Annotated in this window: 10 protein-coding genes; 3 read left to right on the forward strand and 7 right to left on the reverse strand. The window is 52.1% G+C overall.

Annotated features, from left to right (window positions below; genetic code table 11):
• Positions 1-267 precede the first annotated feature (267 nt).
• Both ABWV76_RS09780 and hexR read right to left on the reverse strand, forming a co-directional pair.
• The gene (locus tag ABWV76_RS09780; RefSeq protein ID WP_282952071.1) at positions 268-906 is read right to left on the reverse strand and encodes an NAD(P)-dependent oxidoreductase; all 639 of its coding nucleotides are present in this window, start codon (positions 904-906) and stop codon (positions 268-270) included.
• 189 nt (positions 907-1095) lie between these two features.
• Positions 1096-1950, reverse strand: a complete 855-nt coding sequence (gene hexR / locus ABWV76_RS09785) for a transcriptional regulator HexR (protein WP_020413930.1) — start codon at positions 1948-1950, stop codon at positions 1096-1098.
• Positions 1951-2089: 139 nt separating this feature from the next.
• Between hexR and uvrD the strand changes: the two genes are divergently transcribed.
• Together uvrD and ABWV76_RS09795 are read left to right on the forward strand one after the other, a co-directional pair.
• Positions 2090-4294: a DNA helicase II gene (gene uvrD / locus ABWV76_RS09790; protein ID WP_020413932.1), complete on the forward strand. Its 2205-nt coding sequence runs from the start codon at positions 2090-2092 to the stop codon at positions 4292-4294.
• Positions 4295-4427: 133 nt separating this feature from the next.
• Positions 4428-5573, forward strand: a complete 1146-nt coding sequence (locus tag ABWV76_RS09795) for a TRAP transporter substrate-binding protein (RefSeq protein ID WP_353375862.1) — start codon at positions 4428-4430, stop codon at positions 5571-5573.
• Between the two features lie 76 nt (positions 5574-5649).
• Here the strand turns inward: ABWV76_RS09795 and ABWV76_RS09800 are convergent, their stop codons facing one another.
• The 5 genes from ABWV76_RS09800 to ABWV76_RS09820 form a co-directional block, all read right to left on the reverse strand.
• Complete coding sequence (locus ABWV76_RS09800; protein ID WP_020413936.1) at positions 5650-6048, reverse strand: acyl-CoA thioesterase; 399 nt, start codon at positions 6046-6048, stop codon at positions 5650-5652.
• Between the two features lie 171 nt (positions 6049-6219).
• On the reverse strand, positions 6220-9801 hold the full coding sequence (locus ABWV76_RS09805) for an ABC transporter permease/M1 family aminopeptidase (RefSeq protein ID WP_353375863.1): 3582 nt from the start codon (positions 9799-9801) through the stop codon (positions 6220-6222).
• A 19-nt stretch (positions 9802-9820) separates the two neighbouring features.
• Complete coding sequence (locus ABWV76_RS09810; protein WP_020413938.1) at positions 9821-10714, reverse strand: ABC transporter ATP-binding protein; 894 nt, start codon at positions 10712-10714, stop codon at positions 9821-9823.
• Between the two features lie 353 nt (positions 10715-11067).
• Entirely contained in the window at positions 11068-12432 is a 1365-nt protein-coding gene (locus tag ABWV76_RS09815; RefSeq protein WP_353375864.1) for a TRAP transporter large permease, read from the reverse strand.
• Positions 12429-13001 carry a TRAP transporter small permease subunit gene (locus ABWV76_RS09820; RefSeq protein WP_353375865.1) on the reverse strand — a complete coding sequence of 191 codons (573 nt, stop codon included), beginning with the start codon at positions 12999-13001 and terminating at the stop codon, positions 12429-12431. The genes ABWV76_RS09815 and ABWV76_RS09820 overlap by 4 nt, the downstream gene beginning before the upstream one ends.
• A gap of 183 nt (positions 13002-13184) precedes the next feature.
• On the opposite strand from ABWV76_RS09820, the gene ABWV76_RS09825 reads away from it, so the two are divergent.
• Positions 13185-14237 (forward strand): PstS family phosphate ABC transporter substrate-binding protein, encoded by a 1053-nt coding sequence (locus ABWV76_RS09825; protein WP_020413941.1) that lies wholly within the window; start codon positions 13185-13187, stop codon positions 14235-14237.
• The last annotated feature ends 63 nt before the right edge of the window (positions 14238-14300 follow it).

A 14300-nucleotide genomic window follows, 5' to 3' on the forward strand; every position in this document is an offset into this window, starting at 1 on the left:
TCGAGACTACAGCAAGCTCAATATCAAACCTGTGAGTTTAAGACGGTTCTTTCGGTAGAGAGCTTTTTCGTATCGCGAAAGGCGCTGAGAAGGCGGTCTATTCGGGTATGTCGGCTGGATTTCAAACATAAAATTGGTGTTTATCCAGCCGAGGGTACGTATTTGGTGGCCTTTGGCCAAGGCTCCAATGTGACCCAATGGTAACGGGACAGTGACCTTTTCACCAGCTTATCAATAACTCAGTATCTTTTAACTTAACAGTTTTCATTAGTAGGCAACTGAAAAACGCTGCTGGATATGTTGAGGCTGCTCCAGCTCATTGATCATTGCTATGGCGTAATCCTCTAGGGAGATGCGGCTACGGCCATCCCTATCCACCATCAGCTGGTCGCCTCCGAGACGAAAATGACCAGTGCGCTCGCCGGGCTCGATCAAGGCGGCGGGGCTCAGGAAAGTCCACTGTAGCGTATTTTCCTGCTTTAGTCGCTTGAGGGCATCAAGGGCACCGAGAGCTGAGGCTTTCCATTCCGGTGGAAATTGGGGAGTTTCCAATAAGTGCACTCCTGGAGCAACTTCAAGACTGCCGGCGCCACCAACAACTAGAAGGCGATCTATCCCCGCCTCTTTGCAGGCGTTGAGAATTGATTCGAAGCCTCGCAGGTAATAGCCGTGAATATCCTGTTGGGCGTGGCCGCTAAAAGCACTGATCACCGCATCGTGGCCTCTCAATAAGTCGGCAAGCTGCGTAGTGTTTAATACGTCGGTCTGGGTTGCGGTTAACCTCTCCTGGGTTTGTAGCTTCTCGGGGTGGGTAACCAGAGCTGTGACCCGGTGCCCTCTTGCCAAGGCCTCGACCAACAGTGCAGAACCGATAAAACCACTGGCACCGATCAATGCAATATTCATGCGTTCAATCTCGGGGTGTCTTTGTTGGGGATGCCAAGCAGTTTAGTTTTGTATTGCAGTATTTATGGGATAGTTAATAGTGCTGGAGCAATAAATTTCTGTTGGCCGATGGCAGTGCATTGGCTGCTATGGGAAGCCGTCAATGCGGTGCCTGCGGTTAATCTTTTCGTTATGCGGACGCTCATGCTCTCAGTGCTTGTCTTCACGAAGGGTGTAAAGGCCCTGTTTGAGCTTTAACAGGTGCTCTTGCAACTGTGGTCCTTTACGCTGGGCTACGCCAATTGCGAGCACATCAATTACCACCAGGTGGGCGATTCGAGAAGACAGTGGCGTGTAGATCTCGATATCCTCTTCTACATCCACCTCCAGTGGAATACTCGCCTGCTGGGCTACCGGGGAGCCACTTGGGGCCAGGCCCACGACCAGAGCGCCCTGCTCTTTTGCCATGCTCATGGAGCGTAACAGTGCTTTGGTCCGCCCACTCTGGGAAATAGCCACCACAACATCCCCTGGTTGCATCGACATAGCCGACATATTTTGGATGTGATGGTCGGAGTGTGCGGCAGTAGCCAGTTGCAGGCGAAAGAATTTGTGCTGAGCATCGGCAGCGACAGCACCGGAGGCACCAAAGCCGAAGAATTCTACCCGCTTGGAGGCGGCCATGGCGGTCACAGCGGCTTCCAGTGCGCGGTCGTCAATCCTGTCGCGTACCTTCAACAATGTATCCACAGTGGAATCGAATACTTTGCGCTTGTATTCAGCAATGGTGTCGGTCTCGGTTACTGCAATCTGGCCAAAACTGGGGCTGGAGGCCAGCTGCTGGGCCAGGTTCAGCTTGAACTCCTGGAACCCCGAGCAGCCTACTGCGCGACAGAAACGCACTACCGTGGGCTCACTTACCTGGGCCTCGGTGGCCAGGTCAACAATACGCATATGAATAATTTCATCCGGGTTGGCGAGGATATACTCCGCCACCTTGCGCTCAGATTTGCGCATGGATGACAGTTGTTCGCTGATTTTTTGCGTGACTTCCGCTGGTTTCACAAGACTACCTTCGCTATGCCAGATGGCGCAGTGTAGCGGCTGTGCCCCCCGCTGGCGAGCGGCTTTGCGTTGTCAGGATGGGTAAAATGCTGTTTATTTACACAGGTCTCGCACAGCAGCTCTGGTACAATCATCGCCCATGGACGTATCTCAGATTTTAGACCCCCTCAACGACGCCCAGCGCGAAGCAGTAGCAGCCGCGCCCGGCAATCAATTGGTTCTGGCCGGTGCCGGTTCGGGTAAGACCCGGGTGCTGGTGCACCGCATCGCCTGGCTGATGCAGGTGGAAGGTGCCTCGCCCTATTCCATTATGGCGGTGACCTTTACCAACAAGGCGGCCCGCGAGATGCGCGCTCGTATCGAAGAGCTGCTGGGGGTGAATACCTTCGGCATGTGGGTGGGCACCTTCCACGGCCTGGCCCATCGCCTGCTCAAAGCCCACTGGCAAGAGGCCAGGTTGCCGCAGAACTTCCAGATCCTGGATTCCGACGACCAGCTGCGCCTGATCAAGCGGGTACAGGCGGATCTGGGGCTGGACGATAAAAAGTGGCCGCCGCGGGAAACCCAGTGGTGGATCGGTGCGCAGAAAGATGAAGGCCTGCGCCCGCAATATATCAATGCTGGCGCCGACCCATGGTTGCAGACCATGGTGCGGATCTACTTTGCCTATGAAGAGGCCTGCCAGCGTGGTGGGCTGGTGGATTTCGGTGAGCTGTTACTTCGCGCCCATGAACTCTGGTTGAATAACGACGCTATTCTCGCCCATTACCGCCAGCGCTTTCCCTTTATCCTGGTGGATGAGTTCCAGGACACCAACACGATTCAATACGCCTGGTTGCGTCTGCTTGCTGGTGAGCAGTGCCATATCACCGCTGTGGGTGACGATGACCAGTCCATTTACGGCTGGCGCGGTGCCAAGATCGAGAATATTCAGCACTTTTCCACAGACCTGAAAGAAGTCCAGACGGTGCGCCTGGAGCAAAACTACCGCTCCACCTCCACCATTTTGAATGCGGCCAACGCGGTGATCGCCAATAACAGTGGCCGTCTGGGTAAGGAGTTGTGGACCAGGGGTGAAGAGGGTGAGCCCATCGCCGTCTACGCGGCCTACAACGAACAGGATGAGTCGCGCTTTATTGTCGAACGCATCAATGACTGGGTGCGCGATGGCAACCGCCGCGACAGCATTGCCATCCTCTACCGCTCCAATGCCCAATCCCGGGTACTTGAAGAAGGGCTTCTGCGCGAGCAGGTACCCTACCGCATCTATGGCGGCCAGCGCTTCTACGAGCGCCTGGAGATCAAGAATGCCCTGTCTTATCTGCGCCTGATTACCAACCGCGATGATGACACTGCGTTTGAGCGGGTGGTGAATACGCCGACCCGTGGCATCGGTGCGCGCACGGTGGAAATGGTGCGCTCCTATGCCCGCGAACAGGGCTGTTCCCTGTGGCAGGCGGCCAAGCTGATGTTGCAACAGCGGGTATTGGCCGCTCGCGCCGGCAATGCCCTGCAGAGCTTTCTGGACCTGATTAACCAGCTGGCAGCGAATGCAGAAGATAAAGAGTTGGATGCTATTGCTGAGGATGTGATCGAGACTAGCGGCTTGCTGGAATTCCACGGCAAGGAAAAAGGTGAGAAGGGCCAGACGCGGGTGGAGAACTTGCAGGAACTGGTGACTGCCTGTCGCGCTTTCTCTGGTGTGGACCTGCCCGAAGGGGAGGAAGATGAGGAGGAAATTCCTCTGCTCAACCAGTTCCTCGACAGCGCTGCCCTCGATGCCGGTGAGGGCCAGGCAGATGAGTTTGAGGAGGCGGTTCAGTTAATGACCCTGCACTCCGCCAAAGGCCTGGAGTTTCCCCTGGTATTTATGGCGGGTGTGGAGGAAAACCTGTTTCCCCACAAAATGTCCGCGCAGGAGCCGGGTCGTATGGAGGAGGAGCGCCGACTCTGCTACGTGGGAATTACCCGCGCTATGCGCAAACTGTATATCACCTACGCAGAAAACCGCCGCCTGTTTGGCAGTGAGACCTATAACAGCCCCTCACGGTTTATTGGTGAAATTCCAGCTAATTTGGTGCACGAGGTGCGCCTCAAGACTGAGATTTCCCGGCCACTATACCAGGCGGATTATGGCAAAGTGGGTCAGTTTTCCGACCCGGCCCCAGACTTTGATGATTTGCCACCGCTCGCCCTGGGAGGGCGAGTGGAGCATGCCAGATTTGGTGAGGGCACCGTAGTGCAGTTTGAGGGCAATGGCCCGCGCGCACGGGTACAGGTGAACTTCGATGATGCCGGCAGTAAATGGCTGGTGGTGGCTATGGCTAAATTGCAGCCGCTGTAGACCAAGGGGCTGGAAAACTGAATCTATTTTGAAGAAGCAAATCTCACGTGGCTCCAGTATCACTGGAGCCACGATAATTAAAGTTAGCTAGCTGACAGTCAGCGCCTTACAAGAAAAACGATAATTAGAAGCGATGAAAAAAATTAATTGGTACCCCGCCGTTATTTTGGGCCTTCTCGCCCTGCTGGTAATTACCTTTGCCGCGCTGGTAACTTCCCGTGCGGCTCAAGGGCCTCAACAACACTTTTCTGATACTGGTGATAAAGAATTGTTTGAGTGGAAGCTGGTTACTACCTGGCCAAAAAACTTCCCCGGCCTGGGCCAGGCACCGGAGCGCTTCGCCAAAGAGGTAGAGCAGATGTCTGCTGGCCGTCTCAAAATTAAGGTCTACGGTGCGGGTGAACTGGTGCCTGCATTGGGGGTTTTCGGCGCTGTTTCCGAGGGTGCGGCACAGATGGGGCACGGTGCAGCCTATTACTGGAAAGGCAAGATTCCGGCGGCCCAGTTTTTCACTGCGGTACCTTTTGGTTTGAATGCCCAGGAAATGAATGGCTGGCTCCACCACGGCGGTGGTTTGGAACTCTGGGAGGAGATTTACGAGCCTTTTAATTTGATACCCCTGGCAGGTGGTTCCACAGGGGTGCAAATGGCGGGTTGGTTTAATAAGCCGATTAACTCTGTCGAGGATTTGCAGGGTTTAAAAATGCGAATTCCCGGGCTGGGAGGTGAAGTATTAAACCGGGCCGGCGGCACGGCCGTCACGATTCCTGGTGGTGAGCTTTATACAGCGTTGCAGACTGGCGTCATTGATGCGACCGAATGGGTTGGCCCATACAATGATCTAGCCTTCGGCTTTCACCAGGTTGCCGAGTATTATTACTATCCTGGTTGGCATGAGCCTGGCTCGATGATGGAATTTATTGTCAATAAAAAAGCCTTCGATAAATTGCCTAAAGACCTGCAGGCAATTGTGCGCGTGGCAGCCCGGGAAGCAAACCAGGACATGCTGGATGAGTACACTGCGCGCAATAACCGAGCCCTGCGTGAATTAGTGGAAGAGCACGGTGTAAAGCTCAGGCGTCTACCGGATGAAGTACTTTCTCATTTAAAGCAAATCAACACGCAAATTATGCAGGAGACTGCAGACAAGGACCCTGAGTTTGCCCGTATCTATAAAGCCTTTAAGGATTTTGAGCGGGATGTACGGCCCTACCACCAGATTAGTGAAGAGGCCTATTACCAGGCGCGAGAGCTGGATAATGAGAACAGGAAGGATTAAATGGGGATAATGAGGGGGAAGCTGTGTACCAGACTGTTCCCCGCAGCGATTCAGTGAGCGACTTCTTGTGAATAACTTAAGGCAGTGGCCTGGTATGCCCACTATCGTCAATAGCGACAAAAACAAACTCACCTTCAGTGACCTTCACCTGCTCACCGGAATCAACCCGTGTCAGCCACACCTCAACCATAGTCCTGATCGAAGAACGACCCACTTCGATAGCCTCTGCATAGCAGCTGACTGTGGAGCCAACAGGTACCGGGCGTAAAAACACCATACTGCCTACCGCAACGGTGGTTACCCTGCCCCGTGCGATACTTTGGGCGAGGATTGCGCCCGCCAGGTCCATTTGCGACATCAGCCAGCCAGCAAATACGTCCCCTTGGGGATTGGTATCACGGGGCATGGCCAGGGTTTGCAGGGTTAGCGTACCTGTGGGTTGCGGGTTTTCATCTAGGGCTGAAAGTGCGGACATCGACTGCTCACAGATTGTTAGAGTTATTGGGTACTACTTCTGGGAAGGTGGCGCATTCTAGCACAAATTGCGCAGTAATTGACCAGTGTTATCCCAAATTTGCTGGAGAAAACTGGCCATCCTGCTTCCCAGCCACCACCCCAGATGGCCGGGAGACTAATGATCTGGGCCTTACAAAGCCTCTATTTCCAGCAGGTTGTCGTCTGGGTTTTTATCAATCATCTTGATGTAGGGGTCAATTCCAGCGATGCTCGGTTTGCCCTCCACTTCAAACTCCAGCACGGTGGTTTGCTCGCTGATCTCCTGTTTGGCGAAGTAGAGCACGTTTTCTGAATTAAAGTTCTTGTCGGGATCTTCCTTGAAAATGGCGATATCTATCCGATTATTCATTGGGATTTCTTGCTCCTGGCCCTCCCCATCAGCCTCGAACTTGTGAGCTTCCAACTCCAACAGAACGCGATAGTTACCATTATCCAATAGCTCAGAGGTGGCCTTTGCGATCTTCAGGTCAAAAAGAACTACCCTCTCCAGCATATCGGTAATCAGTTCCTGGTGAGATGCTTCGGCGTGCGCTCTGAGCCTTGCCACCAAATCCATACTGGTGGGATAGGGGTCACTGGAGAACCCTTTATCTTTCAGCAACGATGCCAAGGCCGCATTTATGGCATCTTCACCCATGGCATCTTTGAGGGCGTACATGGCTACAGAGCCCTTTCGGTAGTGGATATAGGGTTGGTTTTCATTGTGAGTCAGGGGGAGTTCCTCAAGGAGTTCGCTACCCCGCGCGCTCAGGTAACGGTCAAGCTCATATTTGAGGAAGCGACGTATTTTTTCCGGACCGTATTCCTGCTCCATAACCATCAGTGCGGAATACTGGGCCAGGGTTTCGGAGAGCAAAGTGGCGCCTTGCACGTTGGCTCCGACCAACTGATGTGCCCACCACTGGTGTGCAACCTCATGGGCAGTTACATAGAAGACGTAATCAATTTCATTCGGGTCGCGGAGATCGGCGACAAAGCCGATGGATTCTGAAAAGGGCACGGTGTTGGGAAATGCCTGGGCAAAACTTTCATAACCCGGGAACTCAACGATACGCAACTGGCGATATTGATAGGGACTGAAAGCCGCACTGAAATACTCCAGGGATTTCTTCACACTTTCAATCATACGGTCCACGTTGTAGTCGTGAGGCTTGTGATGGTAGACCTCAATGGCTACATCCTTCCACTGGTCTTTAACTATGGTGTAGTCCGCAGAAAGGTAGGAGAAAAAATTGTGAATCGGGGCATCCATCTTGTAGTGGAAATAGTGGCGCTTTCCTTCCTGCCAGTCTTTTTGCAGATAGCCGGGAGCCAGTGCTACTTGTCCCACTGAGGTACTGACCGTGGTTTCAAAGTTAATCCAGTCGGAGTCGCTGCGCAGGTAGGACTCCCGGTAGTGATCTGTATCCTCCAGTTTGGGCATTCGCTGAGGCGGGGGTAGATCGTATTTCTTGCGCAGGTGACGGTCAGTTAATTCAATATTGCTGTTGTAACCGATAAAGGGCATCGCCTCAAAGTTATTAAAGAAAGTACCGTTTTGCACAATAGTGGTGGAGGAGCCGGAGTTCATAAAGCCACGGCTGATCCTGCTAAGATCAAACTCCAGTGTAAGTGACTCTCCGGGTTCCAGGGGTTGCTCCAGTTCGAAGAAATAATGGCCGAATTGCTCATCCTTTTCGCGCAGTTTGGCCTGACTCAGGGATAGCTGGTTGACCGTGAGACCGCGCTCCAGTCCGATGGCTACTTCATTGATAGATTTATCGCGCTTATTCATCAGGAAGTAACGCCCACGCACTTCATAGCGGCGTTCATCGGGGAAGATATCCACATCTACATTGACATCGATGATATGTGGCGCTGGCTTGTCTTCCAGGGATTTGTACTTTTTCTCGTAGTCTGCGGCTAGCTGCTCGCGATCCTTGCTGGTTTCATAGTCGTTGAGAATATTAGTGTTGTAGAAAATAAAGGTTCCACTGGCAACAAACAGCAGGAAGGCTGTAATACCAGCTAAACGGCTGGGCAATCCCAGCTGGAAGCGTAGGGCTTTGAGCCTGCTCGTTAGTGAGGCCAGGGTGCCCCGCTGCCAGAGCCCATAACTCAACATTGCTAATATCAGGCTGAAGCTTGTCCAGTAAAATGCAAACCAGGCGCGACCCTGTTCAAAGTGACCATAGCCATTCATATCCGAGTAGGGAGCAGCATTCCAACCGGCGAACTGATAGAGGTTGTGCTCAAAACCTAAGATGTCGAGCACTATAGAGCTGATCAGGTAGCCCACCATCAGCAACATGCCGAGGAATTTATTACGGGTAATTACCTGGACAAAGATAGAAAGAACAGCCATCAGGTAGAAGGGCATTGCGAATTGGTACCAGAGACCATAAAAATAAAGCCCTGGCTCGAGGGTAGCGTACCCCTTGCCCAGCTGTACAGCGACAGTGGTCAGCATACTGGCAATCAATATACCGGCTAGAACCACCAGCATTGCGATAAACTTGCTTGCCACAAAAACCCAGTTCGGTGTGGGCACTGCATCCATAATTTCATGGCAGCCGGTCTGGCGTTCGCGCCATACTAATTCAGCCCCATAGTAGATCAGAATAATCATCATGATCAGGCTGAAGGCGCCCTGTATCAGGCTTATCATTGAGCGGGTAACAGGGTAAACCGAGGTACCGAAAATTGCTTCCAGGTTAAGGGAAGCACCCAGTACGTTGAGAACACCAATTGCGAGAATTACCCAAAAAGCCAGGCTTTTTACCACGGCTTTGACTTCAAAACCGCTGCGTACCCGGAATTGTTGCCAAACAGCGGTTGCGCCAAAAGTAGGAGTGATTCGCGGTATTGGCTTATTGTAACGAAGCTGTTCCTCAGTTTGATTCTCTATTCTGTGACGACGTGACCAGAGTGGTTTGCGCTCGGCAAAAGAAAAGCATCTATAGCCCAACCCGATAATAAGCAAACTGGTGATGAGCCATATTATGCGATTGGTTAGATACTCTCCCTCCAGGGCAACCATGGAAGTATTGCGGTCGAAGGCGGTCCAATAACGAGTGGCATTATCGAAGGCGCCGAGACCGAAGGGGTCGGCCAGTGCGACGACACTGCGATAAGCGGGCTCGTCCATCATCCCCTGACTGGTAAAATAGAGAACCAGAAAAGCAATCAGCCCCAAGTAGGTGGCCATCATGCTGCGAGTTACAGCTGCCAGGCTAAAAAACAGTGCGCTGCAAAACAGCATGGTGGGAAGAATGAGTGCGAATAGTGTTTGTAAGTAATGAGATATTTGTGTTGGACCTAACCGTTCCGGGTCCAGCCAGGGCATCCAGGAACCGAACAGCATACCTAGGGCAGAGGCTGAAAATACCAGGAAAGAAACAGTAAATGACCCTGTGAAGCGCCCTAGTAAATAATCGCGCTTGCTGATAGGGGTACTGAAGACGATACCATCCATTTTCATATCACGATCACGCAGTACCGGGTTGGCTGCGAATGCGGCGGTAATAAAAATACTGAACAAGCTCATGATCAGCAGGGTTTGCATGATCGCAAAAGGGGAGTTGATTAGGGTGCTGCCGCCGGCACCGCCGATTTGTATACTGTTGGAGGCAGTGGCGCCAAATGTCAGAAGGAAAAAAACCAGGCTGGTGACATAAAACACCGGCTGGCGCAGTTGATAGTGAAATTCAAACTTAGCAATAGATAAAAACATGTCGATACCCTCCCCCGCCTCAGGCGGCGCTAGCCACTCGAGATTCTTCATCACTGAAGAGGGTGGAGAAGTAGACATCCTCCAGGTCGGGTTGCAGTTGTTCAAACCCTTCACCCGGTTGAGATTCCGCCAGTATATGTACAACATGGCGGCCGGCTAATAGGCGAGTGGAAATCACATCGAATTTATTACGGCACTCTTCCAGCTCTGATTTATTGACGATACGCCGCCATACGCGACCTTGCAGCTTGGACGTCAGCTCTTCAGGTTTACCTTGTGCAACAATTTTTCCAGCTGCGAGAATGGCCATATTGGGGCACAGGTCGGCAACATCTTCCACAATGTGGGTGGAGAGTATCACTACTACATTCTCGCCAATTTCGCTGAGCAGATTATGAAAGCGATTGCGCTCCTGTGGGTCGAGTCCAGCTGTGGGTTCGTCGACAATAATCAGGCGCGGGTCGCCGATAAGGGCTTGGGCAATGCCAAAGCGCTGGCGCATACCGCCGGAGTAACCGCTCAGATTTTTCTTGCGATCACGAAATAAATTGGTTTGGTGCAATAAGTCAGCCACCAGCTCGCGGCGTTCCTTTCGATTGCTGATACCCTTAAGTACCGCCATATGATCAAGCATATCTTCGGCACTGATTCTCGGATAAACACCAAAATCCTGTGGCAGGTAACCTAAAGTACTACGGATTTTCTGCGGATTGGTGGCCACATTGATTCCATCAAAAGTGATGAATCCACTATCGGCGAATTGCAGAGTGGCGATGGTACGCATCAATGAGGACTTGCCGGCCCCATTGGGTCCGAGCAACCCGAACATTCCCTTTGGAATATCCAGATTGACGTTTTTAAGCGCGTGTACGCCATTGTCATAAGTCTTGGAAAGACTAGAGATCTTCAGCATTTTTAATTCCCTTTTAATATTTATTCATGTTCTTAATTCTTTTTAAGAATCGATAGACTGATTTCAGAGTTCTTGATTCCCTGTTTGTTATCTTTATTTGTTTTGAGTGTCGATAGGTGCGTTTCATCGTCAATATATAGACAGTTGCACCAGGTTTTAAATCGTTAATGTAACAGGAGTATTTGCTGAAAAGAGGGATGACAAGGTGTAGTGAAAGTTTTAAAAGACAAATAGTTTGATGTTTCTGTAGTTAAGTGCGGAGTGTGGAATTGACGATAGAGACTGAGAAGGGGCGGCGCAATTGAGCCGGCCCCTTTTATTTTTAACAGGTGTAAAAATAGGGTATGTACCTGTTATTTTTGAATAATCCCTGGCAGCCAGGTTGCCAGAGCTGGCCAGAGCGCCAATAGACAAAGTAAAAAAATCTGTATGCCAATAAAGGGCGCAACACCACGGTATATAGCGGAAGTAGCTATTGAGCTGGGTGCGACACCGCGTAGATAAAAGAGGGCAAAACCAAACGGTGGTGTCAGGAATGAAGTTTGCAGGTTAATGGCGATCATAATGCCCAGCCAAATCGGGTCGACTCCCATTGCTAATAAAACTGGCCCTACAATAGGTACCACTACAAAGGTGATCTCGATAAAGTCGAGAATAAACCCAAGTAAGAAAATCACCAGCATTACCAATAGTGTCGCCCCTACTACGCCACCGGGCAGGCTGTGAAAAATACTGGTTACCAATTCTTCGCCGCCATAACCGCGGAAGACCAGAGAAAACAGCGAGGCTCCGATTAGGATTGCGAAGACCATCGCTGTTACTTGTAGGGTGCTTCGCCCAACCTCCCCCGCTCGTGCCCAATTCAGGGCACCACGGCTATAAGCCAACAAACCTGCGCCCAGTGCACCTACTGCAGCGGCCTCTGTGGGAGTTGCTGCACCGGTAATAATGGAGCCCAAAACCACCAACATCAGGGCAATAGGAGGAAAAAGGCTGCTAATCAACGGCCAGACTTCCAGTGCCTCCTGTTCGGTGGAGGGAGCTTTTACCGGTTCGCGGCGGGCCATGAATAACAGGTAAATAATGTAGGCGGCTACCAGCAGTAAGCCCGGGATAATTGCCCCGATAAACAGGTCACCGACGCTGACTGGCTTGGGGTTAAAGATTCCGGCAGACAGCTGTGCCTGTTGGTAGGCATTGGAGAGAGTATCTCCCAGTAATACCAGCGCAATAGATGGAGGGATAATTTGCCCGAGGGTACCGGTGGCACAGATGGTACCGGTGGCGAGCTTGGGAGAGTAGCCCTGTTTCAGCATGGTGGGCAGGGACATCAGACCCATAGTTACTACCGTGGCACCCACTATTCCGGTGCTGGCGGCGAGCAGTGCACCAACCACTACTACAGAAATGGCCATTCCTGCCCGCGCCCCCATAAATACCTTGGTTAGGTTGACCAGTAAATCCTCGGCGATTCGGGCGCGCTCCAGTATCACACCCATCAGCACAAATAATGGCACGGCCACCAGGGTACCATTTTGCATAATGCCGTAGAGGCGATCGGGAAAGGCGCGCAGCAATTTTGCATCAAAGACGCCGTACACAATACCCAGGCCAGCGGTGATTAGTGCTGTTCCACCAAGAGTGAAGGCTACCGGATAGCCGAACATCAACATTGCACAGACAGCGGCGAACATCAGCAGGGGGATTAACTCCATCATGCCTCAGCCTCCTCTGCTTGCCTTAGTAACCGGGGCTTGGCTGAGGCCTTGGTTGTCGGGGCTGGCGTTTCCATCAGTTGCAGGAGGGCGCGCATAAACTGGGCTGCGCCGGCCAGGGCTAGGGTAATTGCCGCAAGAGGGATCAGGCTCTTCAACAGGAATACCCCTGGCAGGCCGCCGGCATTGGCGCTGTCTTCAAGCACTGACCAGCTGTTCAGTACAAACTGCCAACTGCTAATCAGCATAAAAGTACAAATTGATAATAAAAAGATGAGATAACCTACGGCGTTAACCCAGGCCTTGCCCCTGGTCCCCATGCGCCTATAGAGGATGTCTACCCGCACATGGGCATCAGTTTGCAGGGCGTAGGCCAGGCCGAGCATAAAGGCAGCACCGTGCAGATAGACTACGGATTCCTGTAGGGCGATAGAGCCGCTATCGAAAAGATGGCGTAGTGCCACGACACCGCTTTGCAGTAAAACCATGGCCCAGGTAAACCAGGCCAGCAGGTGACCGGTGCGACTGGACAGACTCTCCAATGCACGGGCTCCACGCAACAGAAAAGGCATGGGGGCTTCTCTCTTTACATCTTATTGTTATCTTGGTTGCACGAAGGTTACCGTTTTGGCAGTCCATGCACCAGCGAGCCATATTTTAAGCTGTCATCTTTTTGTCATCTTTTGTTCATAGAATCGTCACCCGTTGTTCCTAGCATCGCCGCGTGAAATAAAAAACACTCATCGGAGTTCCACATGAACAAGCAAATTCTGGCCACTTCCCTGGCGGCATTGACCCTCGCCACCTCTCAGGTGGCTATGGCGGCTCGCGACTACATCAGTGTTGTCGGTTCCTCTACCGTTTATCCTTTTACTACTACTGTGGCAGAGCGCTTCAGCCGCGCTACACAGTTCAAAACCCCGGTAGTTGAATCCACGGGAACTGGCGGCGGTATGAAGTTGTTCTGCCAGGGCGTTGGCGAGAGTACTGCAGATATCACCGGTGCATCCCGTCGTATCAAGCAGTCCGAGCTGGAAATGTGTAACGGCAACGGCGTTGATGTTGTGGAAGTCCAGATCGGCTACGACGGCATCGTACTCGCCAACGCAAAGAAAGCAGCTCCGTTTGAGCTATCCCGCAAGGATATTTTCCTGGCTTTGGCTAAAGAAGTACCAAACCCTAACGGTTCCGAGACCCTGGTGGCCAACCCTTACAAGACCTGGAAAGACGTAAACCCGGCTTTGCCCAATACCAAAATTGAAGTTCTGGGCCCGCCCCCCACTTCCGGTACCCGCGATGCCTTTGCCGAGCTGGCGATGGAAGGTGGCTGTAAGAAGTTTGGCTGGATCAAGGCCATGAAGAAAAAAGACAAGAGCGCTTACAAGGCGATTTGTCACAACGTGCGCGAAGATGGCGCTTATGTAGAAGCTGGTGAGAACGACAACCTGATCGTGAACAAGCTGGTTGCCAACCCGAATGCCCTGGGCATTTTCGGCTTCAGCTTCCTCGATCAGAATGCCGACAAAGTACAGGGCTCACTGATTGAAGGTCAGGCCCCGACTTTCGATTCTATTGCTGATCAGAGCTACCCGGTATCCCGCCCGCTGTTTATCTACGTGAAGAAAGCGCATGCTGACGTAGTACCGGGCATCAAGCAATTCCTGGCCGAGTTCACCAATGAGCGCACCTGGGGTGATGAAGGTTACCTGACAGACAAAGGCATGATCCCGTTGCCTCAAGAGAAGCGTCAGCAAATTGCTACTGACGTTCGCAAGCTGAATGCACTGAGCAATCTCGCTGCAAAATAACTATATCCTGGAGTAGTACAGTCAAAGGGAATTGACGGCCAAGCCCGAGAGGGCTTGGCTTTT

Source organism: Microbulbifer sp. NBRC 101763 (assembly GCF_040371615.1).
Lineage (GTDB): Bacteria > Pseudomonadota > Gammaproteobacteria > Pseudomonadales > Cellvibrionaceae > Microbulbifer > Microbulbifer variabilis.